15 protein-coding genes and 1 pseudogene are annotated in these 15,515 nt (G+C 41.5%); 11 read left to right on the top strand and 5 right to left on the bottom strand.

Annotated elements, in window-relative coordinates; genetic code table 11:
* Positions 1 to 264: 264 nt before the first annotated feature.
* Together LC605_RS24930 and LC605_RS24925 are read left to right on the top strand one after the other, a co-directional pair.
* On the top strand, positions 265 to 918 hold the full coding sequence (locus LC605_RS24930) for a MotA/TolQ/ExbB proton channel family protein (RefSeq protein WP_229550187.1): 654 nt from the start codon (positions 265 to 267) through the stop codon (positions 916 to 918).
* Positions 902 to 1,303, top strand: a complete 402-nt coding sequence (locus LC605_RS24925; protein ID WP_229550186.1) for a biopolymer transporter ExbD — start codon at positions 902 to 904, stop codon at positions 1,301 to 1,303. Before LC605_RS24930 ends, LC605_RS24925 begins: the two co-directional genes overlap by 17 nt.
* A 420-nt stretch (positions 1,304 to 1,723) precedes the next feature.
* Here LC605_RS24925 and LC605_RS24920 read toward each other — a convergent pair whose 3' ends face one another.
* Entirely contained in the window at positions 1,724 to 2,476 is a 753-nt protein-coding gene (locus tag LC605_RS24920) for a thioesterase II family protein (RefSeq protein WP_229550185.1), read from the bottom strand.
* Positions 2,477 to 3,116: 640 nt separating this feature from the next.
* On the opposite strand from LC605_RS24920, the gene LC605_RS24915 reads away from it, so the two are divergent.
* The 4 genes from LC605_RS24915 (at position 3,117) to LC605_RS24900 (ending at position 5,972) form a co-directional block, all read left to right on the top strand.
* Positions 3,117 to 3,797 carry a RibD family protein gene (locus LC605_RS24915; protein WP_229550184.1) on the top strand — a complete coding sequence of 227 codons (681 nt, stop codon included), beginning with the start codon at positions 3,117 to 3,119 and terminating at the stop codon, positions 3,795 to 3,797.
* A gap of 427 nt (positions 3,798 to 4,224) precedes the next feature.
* On the top strand, positions 4,225 to 4,749 hold the full coding sequence (locus LC605_RS24910) for a DUF937 domain-containing protein (protein ID WP_229550183.1): 525 nt from the start codon (positions 4,225 to 4,227) through the stop codon (positions 4,747 to 4,749).
* 152 nt (positions 4,750 to 4,901) lie between these two features.
* Positions 4,902 to 5,456 carry a pyridoxamine 5'-phosphate oxidase family protein gene (locus LC605_RS24905; RefSeq protein WP_229550182.1) on the top strand — a complete coding sequence of 185 codons (555 nt, stop codon included), beginning with the start codon at positions 4,902 to 4,904 and terminating at the stop codon, positions 5,454 to 5,456.
* A gap of 9 nt (positions 5,457 to 5,465) precedes the next feature.
* Entirely contained in the window at positions 5,466 to 5,972 is a 507-nt protein-coding gene (locus tag LC605_RS24900; RefSeq protein ID WP_229550181.1) for a GNAT family N-acetyltransferase, read from the top strand.
* Between the two features lie 43 nt (positions 5,973 to 6,015).
* Here LC605_RS24900 and LC605_RS24895 read toward each other — a convergent pair whose 3' ends face one another.
* From LC605_RS24895 to LC605_RS24885, 3 genes are all read right to left on the bottom strand, one after another.
* Entirely contained in the window at positions 6,016 to 6,489 is a 474-nt protein-coding gene (locus LC605_RS24895; RefSeq protein WP_229550180.1) for a GNAT family N-acetyltransferase, read from the bottom strand.
* Positions 6,490 to 6,684: 195 nt separating this feature from the next.
* Positions 6,685 to 7,341 carry a glutathione S-transferase family protein gene (locus LC605_RS24890; protein ID WP_229550179.1) on the bottom strand — a complete coding sequence of 219 codons (657 nt, stop codon included), beginning with the start codon at positions 7,339 to 7,341 and terminating at the stop codon, positions 6,685 to 6,687.
* A gap of 397 nt (positions 7,342 to 7,738) precedes the next feature.
* Positions 7,739 to 8,377, bottom strand: a complete 639-nt coding sequence (locus tag LC605_RS24885; RefSeq protein WP_229550178.1) for a transaldolase family protein — start codon at positions 8,375 to 8,377, stop codon at positions 7,739 to 7,741.
* 398 nt (positions 8,378 to 8,775) lie between these two features.
* On the opposite strand from LC605_RS24885, the gene LC605_RS24880 reads away from it, so the two are divergent.
* The gene (locus LC605_RS24880) at positions 8,776 to 9,717 is read left to right on the top strand and encodes an RluA family pseudouridine synthase (RefSeq protein WP_229550188.1); all 942 of its coding nucleotides are present in this window, start codon (positions 8,776 to 8,778) and stop codon (positions 9,715 to 9,717) included.
* Between the two features lie 257 nt (positions 9,718 to 9,974).
* Positions 9,975 to 10,760, top strand: a complete 786-nt coding sequence (locus LC605_RS24875) for a hypothetical protein (RefSeq protein WP_229550177.1) — start codon at positions 9,975 to 9,977, stop codon at positions 10,758 to 10,760.
* A 267-nt stretch (positions 10,761 to 11,027) separates the two neighbouring features.
* Here LC605_RS24875 and LC605_RS24870 read toward each other — a convergent pair whose 3' ends face one another.
* Positions 11,028 to 11,198, bottom strand: coding sequence for a hypothetical protein (locus LC605_RS24870; RefSeq protein ID WP_229550176.1), 171 nt, complete (start codon positions 11,196 to 11,198; stop codon positions 11,028 to 11,030).
* Between LC605_RS24870 and LC605_RS24865 the strand changes: the two genes are divergently transcribed.
* The 3 genes and pseudogenes from LC605_RS24865 to LC605_RS24855 all read left to right on the top strand — a co-directional run.
* On the top strand, positions 11,192 to 11,986 hold the full coding sequence (locus LC605_RS24865) for an aminotransferase class IV (RefSeq protein ID WP_229550175.1): 795 nt from the start codon (positions 11,192 to 11,194) through the stop codon (positions 11,984 to 11,986). The two genes, LC605_RS24870 and LC605_RS24865, sit on opposite strands and share 7 nt — an antisense overlap.
* A 127-nt stretch (positions 11,987 to 12,113) precedes the next feature.
* Positions 12,114 to 13,955 carry an ATP-dependent zinc metalloprotease FtsH3 gene (ftsH3, locus tag LC605_RS24860; protein WP_229550174.1) on the top strand — a complete coding sequence of 614 codons (1,842 nt, stop codon included), beginning with the start codon at positions 12,114 to 12,116 and terminating at the stop codon, positions 13,953 to 13,955.
* Between the two features lie 1,318 nt (positions 13,956 to 15,273).
* Positions 15,274 to 15,515 (top strand): annotated as a pseudogene (locus tag LC605_RS24855) (hypothetical protein); the annotation flags it as partial.

Raw genomic sequence — 15,515 nt, 5'->3', positions numbered from 1 at the left:
ATTGGGGATAGCGTTACACAACCCCCCACTAGCATCAACATCTTTTTAAACCACCATTATCATGGTTTTTCAACAAAATTAATTTTTGTTTCAATTCAATTAAATTATTTTATCTAAGACAAACGAAGAACTAAATAAAAATCATGATCATTGGATTTGAAAAAATTATCATTATATTTTATATTCTATTGAGAATAAGTTTCATTTTTTTCGAGATTCTGGTAGTCTAATTTTGGATTGTGGATGACGTTATAGAGGCACTACATGGGAATTCAGAATTTGTTTGCGGCAGGCGGTGTGGTTATGTGGCCCCTGCTGGCGTTTTCGGTCTTGGGCGTGGCACTGATCATCGAGCGAATCAGGTTTTGGGTACGGATCAATCAGCGTCAAAGCCGTGTGGTGCGAGATGTTTTGAATCTCTACCGTCTCGATAATGTTGTCGGTGCAATAGATAAACTTCAGAAAAACGCAGATTTGCCACTCGCCCGGATTTTTCTAGCGGCTTTAGAATTGGAAGAGCCAAATCCAGAAGAATTTCGCTTGGCATTAGAAAGCGAATCGCAGGCTGAGATACCTGTGTTAAAACGTTTCCAAAACCTTTTTGAGACAATTATTAGTCTGGCACCACTGTTGGGTCTTCTCGGCACAGTGTTAGGATTGATAACTTCCTTTGCCTCCCTAAACCTTGGTGATGTGGGAGGTACTAAAACAACTGGTGTTACATCCGGGATTAGTGAAGCTTTGGTATCAACCGCATCAGGATTGATAGTTGCCATATTCATACTCATGTTTGCCAATACCTTTCGGGGACTGTACCAGCGCCAAATTGCCCTAATTCAGGAGTATGGGGGACAGCTAGAATTACTCTACCGCCGTCGTTATGAAAGAGGAGAAAAAACTTATGCGTCTACCAGATGAACCAGAACTTCCACCACAGATCAACATCGTGCCGATGATTGATGTGATTTTTGCAATTTTGACATTTTTCATCATGTCCACTTTGTTTTTAACGCGATCAGAAGGTTTGCCAGTAAATTTACCAAAGGCTACCACAGCGAAACAACAGCAAGTTCCCACTAAAATTACCATTACTGTAGATGAACAAGAACAGGTGAGCGTGAACCGTCAACCAGTTGTCATTGATGATTTGACAGGGAAAGTGCGGACTTTAGTTGGTTCTAACCCAGAAGTTTTAGTGATTATTAATGCTGATGAAAAAGTTGATTATGGGCGAGTAGTGGCTGTGATGGATCGGGTGCGTCAAGTTCCGGGGGCAAAGTTAGCGATCGCTACCCAAAAATAAAAAGTTCAGAGAGTCAGGAAAATTCTATCTTCTGACTCCTAACTCCTTTTTGTCTAAGTAAGTTGGCGTGAAAAAACCTAAATATGTTACGAAACGTAAATAGGCTTAAAACCCTTGTAAATGACGAAGGACAAATGACAAATGACAGCCTTAGCCAGTTAGCTTTAATTGCGCCGACCTACTTACTAAATAAGTCGGCAAGAATAAACCAAACTATATTACGAAATGCAAATACACCTTAAACCCTTATAAATCAATACAGTTCAGTTAAGCATTTCTTTATTCTCCAAAGGAATAAGAGTTTCAGAGAGTTATTGCGTAAGTCCTATGAGCGTTTTAGCCTTAACCCAAGCGTATTGCGTTAAAACGTACTTTAGCTATGAGCCAGGAACTTCAACTCCGGGTGGTTTATGTCTAGAATTAAATAGCCCTGCGCATCTGCAATTCTTGAGATATAAGTTTAGATAATAATTCTTGGTGTGAATGGATAAAAAAGTGGTCACTGTTGAACTCATGTAATGAGAAAGCAGCGATGGTTTGCTCTCGCCATGCTTGCAGTTGCTCATGACTAACTTCTTGGTCTTGCAAACCACCAAAAACAGTAATAGCACACTCCAAAGGCTGTTTTTGACTGTAAATATAAGTTTCCAGAACTGCAAAATCTGCCCGCAAAATAGGGAGGAACATCTGCATTAGTTCCATGCTCTCTAGTACTGCTTTGGGTGTACCATTAAGACTGCGTAGCTCATTGAGCAAATCAGGGTCAGATAGGACGTGGAGGGGTGGTTTTGTCAACGGGATTTGTGGGGCGCGACGAGCCGAGATGAAGAGGTGAAAGGGAGTAAGACTATACTGAGAGCGAAGTAGACGGGTCAACTCGAAGCTAACTAATCCACCCATACTGTGCCCAAAAAAAGCGAATGGTTTGTCTAAGTATGGTATTAGAACTGGAGCGATCGCTTGAACAAGAGGTTCTAATCGCGTCAAGGGTGCTGATTTAATCTGTCTTCCCCGTCCCGGATATTCCACAGCACAGACTTCGACATTACTAGGTAGATTATTAGGCCATGTGCGAAAAATTGCCGAACTACCACCAGCGTAAGGAAAGCAGAATAAACGCAAATTGGCTTGAGGGTTTGGTTGGGGACAGGTAACCCAGAAATTGAAGGTCATTTTTTGAGATTTTTATCTAAAAAATAGAATATTAGGCTGATATGTGATAATTTAATATATGAAAACAGCATACCCAAGATCGATTTTATAACATAATTTTAAACAATAGTGCTAAAAAACATCATTATTTACTTAACTACGGTATTAGTATATTAGAAAAAAACAAATTACCGACTCTTTTGTTTCGAGTTTCTATTCATAAATTGACTTATGAATCTTCATTTATAGACTTAGTAGGCGCTCAGGGCTATTTCATTCTAGACATAAACCACCCGGAACTGAAGTTCCTGACTCATAGCTAAAGTCCGTTTAAACGGACTATAATCCAATACGCTTGGGTTAACGTCAAAAACCTTGTATTGCGTAGGTTGGGTTGAGGAACGAAACCCAACATTTCGCGGGGTTTGTTGGGTTTCACGACCTTCAACCCAACCTACAATTATCCTTAACCCAAGCGTATTGGACTATAATCTTTTCTCAGTCGTCTTGAGACGACTTTCGCTATTAGACTCAGAATTAATTCTGAGGCGGGCTAGATGAGAATGAAATAGCCCTGGTAGACGCTGCACATAACCTCTCTCATCTGCAAAACTATTGTTTGTGCAACATAGTTTCGAGTGTATCTTAATTACGAGTTAGTATGACAAACATCCCAACAACTTTGGTTCTTGCAATGTCGGCTGATGGAAAAATTTGTTCTATAGATCCGAAAGCACCCAGTGACATTGACCTTGTTGATTTTGCGCACTTGGAATATCAAACTTCTCTTGCAGATTTAATCCTGGTGGGGGCTAGAACAATTCGGATTCACGGAGAGAATTTGATAATTAATAATCCGGAATTGTTGGCAGCACGTAAAATTCGAGGTCAGTCTCCCCAGCCTATTACCTGTGTTGTTTCACGTTCACTAGACTTATCCCCGACTCTACCTTTTTTTAGTCAGGAAATTGAGCGATGGATATTTACGACACAGAATAGTTTGCAACAAAATTGTGATGCAACAAGCTTAAGTAAAAAAGCTGAATTAATTGCCTTGGGAGATACAGATTTGGATTGGGATAAAGGCTATAGCTTGATGGCAGAGCGAGGTATCAGCAAGGTTGTTGCTTTGGGCGGTGGCTCTTTGACAGCTTCTTTAATAGAAGCAAAACGAATTGATGATTGGTGGTTGACTATTTGGCCTTTGATTTTTGGAGGTAAGGATGCACCCACTCCAGTAGAGGGAGAAGGTTTTCTTCCTTGTGATGCTCCTCGTATGGAATTGATAGAAACGCGTCAAGTTGGAAATGACGTATTTTTGCATTATCGCACCCTCAAATAATCTCGATTTTGTTAGCTTACCGATTTCTCATCCTTGAGCTAGTAGTTTTGTCAAGCTAATTTTGAGGGTTTGTAGTAAGCACTTTAGTGCTTAGAAAATAAGGACGCTTTGTCCTTACTACCAACTTGCTTCCCGTCAATTTAAACTTGACAAACTACTAAGTAAGTTGGCGCGAAAAAATCAAAGTATGTTACGAAACGTCAATAAACTTAAAATCTTTACTAATGACCAATGACAAAGGACAAATGACAGCCTTAACCAGTTATCTTTAATTGCGCCGACCTACTTAGTAACTTTTGAAATTTTAATCCTTGATAATGAAGCTCGCGTGTTCTAATCTTTTAGTAGACTGACAAAAGTCCGTGTACATAAAACACTTCAAGCCAGTTTTGGCAAGATTTTTGAGAACAAAGAGAGAAACAAACTTATGGGACTTTTCGATCAAATTCTTGGCGCCGTCGCTAATCCCAATCAACAGGGCAACTTAGGTCAACTGGGAAGTATTGTCAACACTGTACAACAGTTGAGCAGTAGCACAGGTGCAGACCCTTCTGCCATCCAATCAGTTTTGTCAATTGTGGGTGGTCAAGTGCGTTCTGCTCTACAAGATAAGCAAGCCACGGATGGTAATGAAGCCACGCAAAATTTAGTGAGTCAATATGCTGGTACTTCTGGTAACCCCCAAGCCGTCAATTCCCTATTTTCTCCTGAGATACAACAGCAGGTAGCTGAGGTTGCTTCCCAGCGCACTGGACTAGATGCTGGTATGGTTCAACAATTGCTGCCTTTGGCAGTACCTTTGGTGCTAAAGTGTTTGCAATCAGGCGCCAATGCTCAAAATCCCCAAGCTGGCGAAAATCCTGTACTGAATTCCTTTTTAGATGCCGATGGCGATGGTGATGTCGATATCGCTGATGCTATCCAAATGGCTAGTAGGTATATGAGACAATAACACTTTTCTGCACTCCTAACTCCGCAATGGAGATGCGATTAATCGCGTCTCCCCTCCCATAAGCCAGACACCGCTAGTCAAACCTTCCTAGATTTTTAGCTAAAACATAGGCTGAGAACATGGTAAATTTACAAATATAAATCAGACAACCTATGTCTAAATTGTTTGACTGTATTACTGAAGAACTACAAAACTTTATTGCTGCCCAACACCTTTTTTTTGTTGGCTCTGCACCTTTGAGTGCTACGGGTCATGTTAACCTGTCTCCTAAAGGTCTGGACTGTTTTCGCATCTTCTCTCCCAACCGAGTAGGTTACGTAGACCTCACAGGCAGTGGTAACGAAACATCAGCCCATTTGCAAGAAAATGGGCGAATAACGTTCATGTTTTGTGCTTTTAAAGAACCTGCGCGTATCTTGCGTCTTTATGGTCGAGGAACCACGATTTTATCAAGTTCTCCAGACTGGAACTTCTTGTATTCTCTGTTTTTGCCGATACCTGGAACTCGTCAAATTATCGTCGCTGACATTGAAAAAATCCAGACCTCCTGTGGTTTTGGCGTACCACTCTATGAATATCAAGGTCAGCGCCAAACTCTAGTAAACTGGGCTACCAAAAAAGGCGAAGAGGGAGTTCGAGAATATCAACAGCAAAAAAATCTTGCCAGTATTGACGGTTTAGCGACACCACTGAGTAAATTACCCTAACTTTGCCTGATGGATTATTCTATTCGACCACTCACACAAGAAGATGAGCCTTTTCTCTGGGAAATGCTTTACGAAGCAGCCCATATGATAGAAGAAGGTAATTTAACAGTGCAAGATGCGAAGAATAATCCTGATTTGGCAAAATACGTGAAAAATTGGGGATGTAAAGATGATAGTGGCTTCGTTGCTATTTGGGAAAGTAGTAATCAGCCAATAGGAGCCGCATGGCTGCGTTTATTGACAGGTGAAAATAAAGGATATGGCTATGTTAGCGATCGCACTCCTGAATTAGCAATAGCAATTCTTCCCCAACATAGAAATCAAGGTATAGGAACGCAGTTACTCATACATTTGTTAGCAGCAGGCAAAACATCTTATCCATCAATATCGCTTAGTACTAGAGCAACAAATCCAGCATTTGCTTTATATAAACGATTTGGCTTTGAAGTCGTCCCCGGTAGTGAGACAATCAACCGAGTTGGCGAAATCTCTCTGACAATGAAAATTAATTTTTAAACTGAAAGTTTGTCGCTTGTAGGGTGGGTATTACAATGCCACCCTACTGTAATATCTGACCATCTAAGCGACATAATTTTACTTTATTGATAATCTTTGCACCGATTCTTTCATAAAAATTGATTCCACGCTCGTTAGATACAGCTACAGTCCAATCGATTCTGCCACAACCTTTTTCCTCCCCAATCTGGCGCAAGCGTAGCATTAGCGCCTGACCAATTCCCTGGCTCCGATATTCAGCTTTGACATATAAATCATCAAGCCAAATTCCAGGTTTTGCTAAAAAAGTTGAATAGATAAAGTGATAGGTTGCCAATCCAATAGTATCCCCATCAACCTCAGCTAAAACAACAAAAGCAAGGGGCTTTTCTCCAAATAAATCAAGTTCTAATTTTTCAGGAGTTGCTTCTACAGATTCAGGACAACCATCAAATTCAGCTTTCAAATGAATCAATTCCATAATCGCAGCAATATCTCTCTGATTTGCATCTCTAATTGAAATGTTTTTATGGCTCATATTCTACCCAGGGCTATTTCATTCTAGACATAAACCACCCGGAACTCAAGTTCCTGGCTCATAGGTAAAGTCCGTTTTAACGGACTATAACCTTTTTTCAGTAGTCTTTAGTTTCGCTATAAGAGAGGTGAATTAATTCTGAGGCGGGCTAGATGAGAATCAAATAGCCCTGTCTTCTACCTCTTTGCTATTTACCTAAAACTCGTATTTGGAAATAATCTCTGTCTCACTTTTTGCTGAATCTATCCACTCTTGCATTGCTGGAAGTGCCCAAACTGCTTCAACATAATTTCTAGAAATCGGATCTAACTGCACATCATAGGTTACAAACCGCAGAACAACTGGAGCAAAGAATGCATCAGCAATCGTGAAATTTCCAAATAACAAATTACCACCATTCCCAAATTTTTGACGTGATTCTTGCCAGATACTGGTAATGTGGTCAATGTCTTGTTGCACGCCAGATACTAAACCTTTACCGGGGTATTTAGTACGGCAATTCATCGGCATATTCTGACGTAGATTTTGAAAGCCTGAGTGCATTTCCGCACTGATAGAACGGGCTAATGCCCTTGCAGCCTTATCCTTTGGCCACCATTGCAAAGTCGGAAACGTTTCAGCAAGATATTCACAAATAGCGAGAGAATCCCACACCGTTTGCGTATCGTGCAATAATACAGGTACTTTTCCTGATGGGGAGTATTGCCGAATTTTCAATGAAAAATCCTCGTTGTTGTAGAGAGGAATCCTAATTTCATTGAATTCCAAACCGAATTGCTTCATCGCTAACCAAGGACGGAGCGACCAAGATGAATAATTTTTATTGCCAATTACCAAAGTAAGTTGCGTCATATTTTTAATACCGATAAAGCTCTTCATGTACTTAAATCTAATATAGGACTACTATTTGATTTCTGAACAGATACGTAGGGTGCGTTAGCGTTTCGCGTAACGCACCGAATCCTTAAGAATGGTGCGTTACGCTGTCGCTAACGCACCCTACAAATACTTAATGTTGTTCAAAAATCAAACCGGATTCCTATAATTACGAATTACTGTCTTCTCTACGAGACGCTCCGCGAACGTAGCGGTAGCGACGCAGGAGTGTCATTACGAATTACAAATTAAGTAAGTTGGCGCGAAAAAATTAAAGTATGTTACGAAATGTAAATAGCTTTAAAATCTTTACTAGTGACCAATGACAAAGGACAAATGACAACCTTAGCCAGTTAGCTTTAATTGCGCCGGACTACTTACTTAAACCAATGCCTCCTTTAGCGAATTCTTCAACAGTTTGTTGTGAGAATTCATGAGTGGCGATCGCCTGCAACATTGCCAATGGTAAAGTCAAATGATGCGCCCCAGCTTGCAATGAGGCAGCTGCTTCTTCGGGAGATTTGATACTTGCTGCCAAAATTTCAGTATCACTGCCTTTGAGTACACTAGCCATATCCCGCACCAAAGCAATACCATCACCTAACAACCGAGTAGCCCGATTTACATAAGCTATGGCAATTTTAGCACCTGCTTCCCGTGCTACTGCGGCCTGTGCTGCACTGTAAATGGCTGTCACCGAACAGGTAATTTCTGGTGATAGACTCGCCACCACTTCAAACCCTAACGGTGTTGCGGGAATCTTTAAAATTGTTTGTGAACCAATAATCTCGAAAGCTTTTCTACCTTCAGCTAGCATAAGAGCTTGATCAGATGCCACAAGTTGATAGTATAACGGGCCATTGGTCAAGGCAACCAATTTTTTGAGCGTCGTTTCTGGTGGGGTATCGCTTTGAGATAACAGAGTGGGATTTGTTGTAATGCCTTTCACCCATCCCCAAAGCTTAACAACTTCAGCTTCCGATGCGATCGCTGAGTCTAGATATAGTGCCATAATTCTTCCCCTTAATGGTCTCGCTATCATGCCTATGCTGAGAACCTCCGGCTTAAAGCCTGTGGATGAAAGCTATCTGCCTGATTTATATTGTATCAATGCTGGTGTCCTCTCTCAAAACCTTACGCTCAAAACCGAAAGATTCTCGAATTTATAACCCCAATTAATCATTGGACTTTGGAAGTCCCTAAATTGGCGCGAAAAAATCAAAGTATGTTACGAAACGTAAATAGCCTTAAAATCATTACTTAAAGAACGGGAATTAATCTAGAGCCATTGTGACCGAATTTAATTTACAAATTCAAGAAAATAGTGATGGCTTTGCCAACGCCAAGGGCGAACGCTCATTAACTCCACTGGAGGATGCTTTACCTAGGTTGCTTCCCCTTAAGAGTACGATACACTGCGTCAATACTAAAGGCGATCGCCTTGACCGTTACCTTTCTCAAGAATTACCAGACTTATCCCGTTCGCGCATCCAACAGTTAATCGAACAGGGTAATGTCCAACTTAACGATCAAGTCTGCACATCTAAGAAAATTAATGTCAAAGTAGGCGATCGCATCACTCTTGATATACCAGAAGTCCAACCTTTAGAATTGCAAGCAGAAGATATCCCCTTAGATATCCTTTATGAAGACGACCAATTACTCATTCTCAACAAACCCGCAGGTTTAGTTGTCCATCCTGCGCCCGGTCATCCAGATGGCACTTTAGTAAATGCTCTGTTGGCTCACTGTCCCAATTTACCAGGAATTGGCGGAGTCCAACGTCCGGGAATCGTCCATCGATTGGATAAGGATACAACGGGAGCGATCGCGATCGCGAAAACAGATATTGCCCATCGTCATCTACAAGCTCAACTCAAAGCTAAAACTGCACGGCGAGAGTACTTAGGCATAGTTTACGGTGCGCCAAAAGCTCAAAGTGGCACTATAGACTTGCCCATTGGTCGCCATCCCCAAGACCGCAAGAAAATGGCGATTATACCCGTTGAACAAGGCGGACGAACAGCTGTCACTCATTGGCAAGTACTAGAACGCCTTGGTAACTTCAGCTTAATTCACTTTCAACTAGAAACTGGACGTACCCATCAAATTCGCGTCCACACCACCAAAATGGGTCATCCTATTGTCGGCGACCAAGTTTATAGTTCTGGTCATTCAGTGGGCGTCAATTTGCCCGGTCAAGCACTCCACGCTTGGCAACTAAAATTGCAGCATCCCCTATCTGGGGAGTTGATTGCAGTGACAGCAACCCCTCCCACCCACTTTACAAAACTTTTGGAGATGTTAAAAAGACGAATTGCACCCTCAGCTCATCCTACCCCCAATAAGTAAGTTGGCGTGAAAAAACCTACATATGTTACGAAACGTAAATAAGCTTAAAACCCTTGTAAATGACGAAGGACAAATGACAAATGACAGCCTTAGCCAGTTAGCTTTAATTGCGCCGACCTACTTATATAATAGACATCTCCCAAAAAGAATTGTTTTGACGTAGCAGTGCTACGTCTCTACAAGGGTTCTGGGTAAAGCATATTTAATTTATACCAGATGTCTAATGAGTTGCTTTTGCCTGGGAAAACAAGAAAAATATGTTGTTATCGCGTAAAGCCATTGCTACACCTTTTGTCATTTGTGCGTGTATTTTAGGAGTTGGCTTGATTCAATTCCCCCAATTGCAAAAGCTCATAAATAGCAAACAATCTGCCTCTTTAGAAACACTAGAAAAAGAAATAAAATCTGAAAATATCCGTCTTAATTTGCTTAAAACAATTCCTAGTTTTAGTTATGATAACTTAATTGCAGATTTTGTTTATCTCAATTTCTTACAGTATTTCGGAGATGATGAAGTTCGCGATCGAACAGGTTACAGTTTAAGCCCAGAATATTTTGAAGTCATTCTAGAACGTGACCCGCGATTTTTAGCAGCGTATCAGAGTCTTTCTATCAGTACTTCATTGTATGCTGCCATGCCAGAACGCGCGATCGCATTATCAGACAAAGGCTTAAAATCACTATCTCCCTGGGTTCCGGAAAAGTCTTATTACGTGTGGCGTTATAAAGGGGTTGATGAGTTATTATTTTTAGGCAACGCTAAAGCTGCCCAACAATCTTTTACAATGGCGGCAAACTGGGCTAGGAACTTTTCTGATGCAGAGAGTCAGTTGATAGCGAATACTTCCCAAAGAACTGCTGAATTTTTGAGCCGGAATCCTAACAGTAAATATGCTCAAATTTCTACCTGGTCAATTGTTTTAAATAATCACGTTGATCAGAGAACTCAGAAACGAGCAATTAGGGAAATCGAAGCTTTGGGAGGAAAAGTAATTACAACTCCTGAAGGTACTAAGAAAATTATATTTCCCCCCAAAGATTAAAATAATTCGTAATTCGTAATACCTCGACTTCTCTACGAGACGCTACGCGAACGCTCGGCACAAGTTCGTAATTCGTAATTAAGTTTTGTGACGGGGATTTAGCTGAGGCATCAAAACGCGCTGCTTGATAGAAGCAGGGGACTTAAGTAGATCGGCGCAATTAAAGATAACTCGTGGTGGCTGTCATTTGTCCTTTGTCATTCTTCCTTGGTAAGGGTTTCAAGCCTGTTTACGTTTCATCACATAGTTTGATTTATTTTCACCGACTTACTTAAACCCCCAAAGTTCGTTAAGCAATTGGGCAAATGACAAATGACCAATGACAAATGCCAAATGCCAAATGACCAATGACCAATGACAAATGACCAATGACAAATGCCAAATGACAAATGCCAAATGACCAATGACAAATGACAAATGACAAATGACAAATGACAAACAATATTTTTTGGTATGACGGTAAATTAATTTACTCGCAGACCCTAGAATTAAACATTAATGATCCAGGTTTACTTTATGGAGCGACTGTTTTTACAACATTGCGGATTTATCAGAACTCGCTAGATTGTAATTTAACCAATTGGCAAGCACATTGCGATCGCCTACTTTTCTCACTACAAACTTTTGATTGGCAGCAACCCGATTGGAACCGTGTGCGTCAAGGCGCTCAAATTCTCCTCCCACACTTCCCTGTTCTCAGAATTACCCTTTTTCCCGATGGACGGGAATGGATAACTGGTAGATTATTACCACAAAATTTGACAGAAAAACAAAAAACTGGTGTTGTGTGTGCCGTTGCTAGTTCAGAATTTTCTCGCTCCCTCCCCTCTCATAAAACTGGAAACTATTTGAGTGCTTGGTTGGCAAAAACTAGCTTAGATGCCCAAGAAGCAATATTAGTTGATCCCCAAGGAAATTGGCTAGAAACCAGCACAGGCAACCTTTGGGGATGGTGCGATCGCAGTTGGTACACGCCGCCAAAAAAGGCAGGAATTTTGCCGGGAATTTTGCGATCGCAACTTGTAAACTGGTTGCAGAACCACCAGCAGCCAGTGCGAGAAGAAACTTGGAGCGTCGAGTTAGTCCAGAGATTTGAAGCGATCGCCTACACTAACAGTGTGGTAGAAATTATTCCCATTCATACCGTTCATCTGCCTTCAGGGTCGCTACAATGTAATCCCTACCATCCTAGTTTTCAGCTAATAAGGGGGCTTTTTTTAGCATGACAGCCACGCCAAATTTGTTATATCTTAAGATAAGTTAACATAATTCTTAATAATCACCTCTGTGATTCAGAGGCGAATGGCGATGGTGCAGAGCTAACGGGCAAAAAATACGGGAGGATAGACCTTAGTGAATAAAAAATGGAGAAATGCAGGGCTGTACGCACTGCTGTTTATAGTCGTCATTGCGCTGGGAACAGCATTTTTTGACAAACAACCCCAGAACAGAGAGACATGGCGATACAGTCAGTTTATTCAAGAAGTTCAACAAGGCAGAGTAGAAAAAGTCAGTTTGAGTGCAGATCGCTCTACAGCACTGGTTACACCCAAATATGACCCGGCTAAACGGATTGTTACCTTAGTCAACGATCCAGACCTGATCAATACTCTGACTTCAAAAGGTGTTGATATTTCTGTTTTGCCCCAGACCGATGAAGGATTTTGGTTTAAGGCACTGAGCAGCTTATTTTTTCCTGTATTGCTTTTGGTCGGCTTATTCTTCCTGCTACGTCGCGCTCAAAGTGGCCCAGGTAGCCAAGCAATGAACTTTGGCAAATCCAAAGCCAGAGTCCAAATGGAACCACAAACTCAGGTGACATTTGGCGATGTTGCTGGTATTGACCAAGCCAAGTTGGAATTAAACGAAGTCGTAGACTTTCTCAAAAACGCCGATCGCTTTACCGCAGTTGGTGCAAAAATTCCTAAAGGTGTGCTGTTAGTTGGCCCTCCTGGTACTGGTAAAACTCTCCTAGCTCGTGCTGTAGCTGGAGAAGCAGGTGTACCCTTCTTTTCAATCTCCGGTTCGGAATTTGTGGAAATGTTCGTAGGTGTGGGTGCATCCCGCGTCCGCGATTTATTTGAACAAGCTAAGACCAATGCTCCTTGTATCGTCTTCATCGATGAAATTGACGCCGTAGGTCGTCAACGGGGTGCAGGTTTAGGCGGTGGTAACGATGAGCGGGAACAAACCCTCAACCAGTTGCTCACAGAAATGGACGGCTTTGAAGGTAATACTGGCATCATCATTATTGCCGCTACCAACCGTCCTGATGTCCTAGATGCAGCCCTGTTGCGTCCTGGCCGCTTTGACCGTCAAGTTGTGGTAGACCGTCCCGACTATGCCGGACGCAGCGAAATCCTCAAGGTACACGCCCGTGGCAAAACCTTGGCGAAAGATGTGGACTTGGATAAAATTGCCCGTCGTACTCCTGGATTTACAGGCGCAGATTTATCTAATCTGTTGAATGAAGCCGCAATTCTGGCAGCACGCCGGAATTTGACTGAAATTTCAATGGATGAAATCAACGACGCGATTGATCGCGTATTAGCTGGCCCAGAGAAGAAAGACCGGGTAATGAGCGAAAAGCGCAAAACCTTGGTAGCATATCACGAAGCTGGTCACGCCTTAGTTGGTGCTTTAATGCCAGACTACGATCCTGTACAGAAGATTAGCATCATTCCTCGCGGTCGCGCAGGTGGTTTAACTTGGTTTACCCCTAGCGAAGACCGGATGGACACCGGCTTATACAGCCGCGCCTATCTGGAAAATCAGATGGCTGTGGCCTTGGGCGGTCGGATTGCTGAAGAATTAATCTTTGGTGAAGAAGAAGTTACCACTGGTGCTTCTAATGACCTCCAACAAGTAGCCCGTGTTGCTCGTCAGATGATCACCCGATTTGGCATGAGCGATCGCTTAGGCCCAGTTGCCCTTGGTCGCCAACAAGGTAATATGTTCCTCGGACGAGATATCATGTCAGAGCGCGATTTTTCTGAAGAAACCGCCGCCGCCATTGATGAAGAAGTCCGCAAACTTGTGGATGTAGCCTATACACGCGCTAAAGAAGTGTTGATCGGCAACCGTCACATTTTAGATGAAATAGCGCAAATGTTGGTTGATAAAGAAACGGTAGACGCTGAGGAATTGCAAGAAATTCTGTTAAATAACGATGTGACAACCGCAGCATTTGCCTAATTTAACGTAGGCATCTTTGAAAAAGAATTGTTTTGACGTAGCAGTGCTACGTCTCTACAAGGATTCTAGGTAACGCATATTTAATTTGTACCAGATGTCTAGTAAGTAGATCGGCGCAATTAAAGCTAACTGGCTAAGGCTGTCATTTTTCATTTGTCCTTCGTCATTTACAAGGGTTTTAAGCCTATTTACGTTTCGTAACATATTTAGGTTTTTTCGCGCCAACTTACTTAGTTAGGAATTAGGAATTAAGAAGAATTCTTAACTCCTAACTTTTTAAATTTGGGGTAATTCTGGGATTTCCCAGGTTCAACTGCCCAAGTATGGCAGGGGTGAAATTTTCTAACTTCATACTCTGATGGACTAATACCAATTTTTTATCGAGGAAGGCAGGAGGCAGAGGGCAGGAAGCAGGAGAAAAACTGCCCTCTGTGTCCCCCTTAAAAATCAATACGCTTGGGTTAGCGTCAAAAACCTTGTATTGCGTAGGTTGGGTTGAGGAACGAAACCCAACATTTCGCGGGGTTTGTTGGGTTTCACGACCTTCAACCCAACCTACAATTATCCTTAACCCAAGCGTATTGCCTTAAAAATGGGGATTTAGGGGGATCGAGAACATTTTGCTACCAAGAAGAGGACTTTTCAAACATCCTCTAATAGTCATAAAAGAGCGCTAATGTAGAGTACCACTCTAGAAAAACCCCCTTTCCTTCTTTGCGATCGCATAACGCTTGATGCTGGATTTCCAGATTTGAATAAACTTAACCTAAAATTAAGAGTTAAAAAATTTTATCTTAATCTTAGCTAAATAGACTACTCTCAAGCTAAAACAAAGAGCTGTATCTTACCAAAAATAACTTTTAACTTTAAAAGGTGATTTTTGGAAGGCAAATCAGAGAGGTTATAAAATGGCGATCTTAGATCATTTGTGAATTTATCTATCTTTTGGCGTCTTAGTACTTCGTTTCAAAAGAATTTTCACAAATTATATGGGAGTGGTCTATGAGCATTTTTCTCACTTAAAGAAAATTTGCTAGGTTTAAATTGTTGTTTGCTAACTAGCAACCATAACAGTTTAAATCAAATTCTCCTAACCTCTTAACACTCCAACTTTTAGTAGCATTGCAAGTATGCTTTGATACTTGCGCAATAGAATTTGCAGCTATACAAGCAAGGTTGGATTATGGTCTACTAGCTTTAAATTGTAGTCTGTAGAATTAAGCTTTGTTTGTGTCGCTCAATACTTTCATTGATAGGGTAGTTTGCACATTTGCAACACTCCAGAAGTTTACACCGTTTAAATAAGGAGAAAATTCTCATGGCACTTTACGGCTATACCATTGGAGAAGATCGTGACGGCAACTCTAGTAATGGAAAGCAACTTGACGTTTACCGCTTTGCGCTTCCTTCTGCACCTACAAATAGACCTATTGCTGCCACAGTAGTAGGTACAGTCACTCTTGCAGCTACTGTTGGAGATTTAGAAGGTTTAGGAACTAACCCCGCCGGAAGAGCAAGTGCGGTTAACGAAGCACGGGTCAGTTTTTCAACATTAAAAAA

Origin of the sequence: Nostoc sp. CHAB 5836 (assembly GCF_020829445.1) — a bacterium.
GTDB lineage: Bacteria > Cyanobacteriota > Cyanobacteriia > Cyanobacteriales > Nostocaceae > Nostoc.
The sequence above is the reverse complement of the archived record's forward strand: the minus strand, read 5'-3'. Positions and strand labels throughout refer to the sequence as shown.

Excerpts from the sequence above, each read along its gene's own strand:
- LC605_RS24930 (WP_229550187.1), top strand. The coding sequence starts at position 265 with ATGGGAATTCAGAATTTGTTTGCGGCAGGCGGTGTGGTTATGTGGCCC.
- LC605_RS24925 (WP_229550186.1), top strand. The coding sequence starts at position 902 with ATGCGTCTACCAGATGAACCAGAACTTCCACCACAGATCAACATCGTG.
- LC605_RS24920 (WP_229550185.1), bottom strand. The coding sequence starts at position 2,476 with ATGACCTTCAATTTCTGGGTTACCTGTCCCCAACCAAACCCTCAAGCC.
- LC605_RS24915 (WP_229550184.1), top strand. The coding sequence starts at position 3,117 with ATGACAAACATCCCAACAACTTTGGTTCTTGCAATGTCGGCTGATGGA.
- LC605_RS24910 (WP_229550183.1), top strand. The coding sequence starts at position 4,225 with ATGGGACTTTTCGATCAAATTCTTGGCGCCGTCGCTAATCCCAATCAA.
- LC605_RS24905 (WP_229550182.1), top strand. The coding sequence starts at position 4,902 with ATGTCTAAATTGTTTGACTGTATTACTGAAGAACTACAAAACTTTATT.
- LC605_RS24900 (WP_229550181.1), top strand. The coding sequence starts at position 5,466 with ATGGATTATTCTATTCGACCACTCACACAAGAAGATGAGCCTTTTCTC.
- LC605_RS24895 (WP_229550180.1), bottom strand. The coding sequence starts at position 6,489 with ATGAGCCATAAAAACATTTCAATTAGAGATGCAAATCAGAGAGATATT.
- LC605_RS24890 (WP_229550179.1), bottom strand. The coding sequence starts at position 7,341 with ATGACGCAACTTACTTTGGTAATTGGCAATAAAAATTATTCATCTTGG.
- LC605_RS24885 (WP_229550178.1), bottom strand. The coding sequence starts at position 8,377 with ATGGCACTATATCTAGACTCAGCGATCGCATCGGAAGCTGAAGTTGTT.
- LC605_RS24875 (WP_229550177.1), top strand. The coding sequence starts at position 9,975 with ATGTTGTTATCGCGTAAAGCCATTGCTACACCTTTTGTCATTTGTGCG.
- LC605_RS24865 (WP_229550175.1), top strand. The coding sequence starts at position 11,192 with ATGACAAACAATATTTTTTGGTATGACGGTAAATTAATTTACTCGCAG.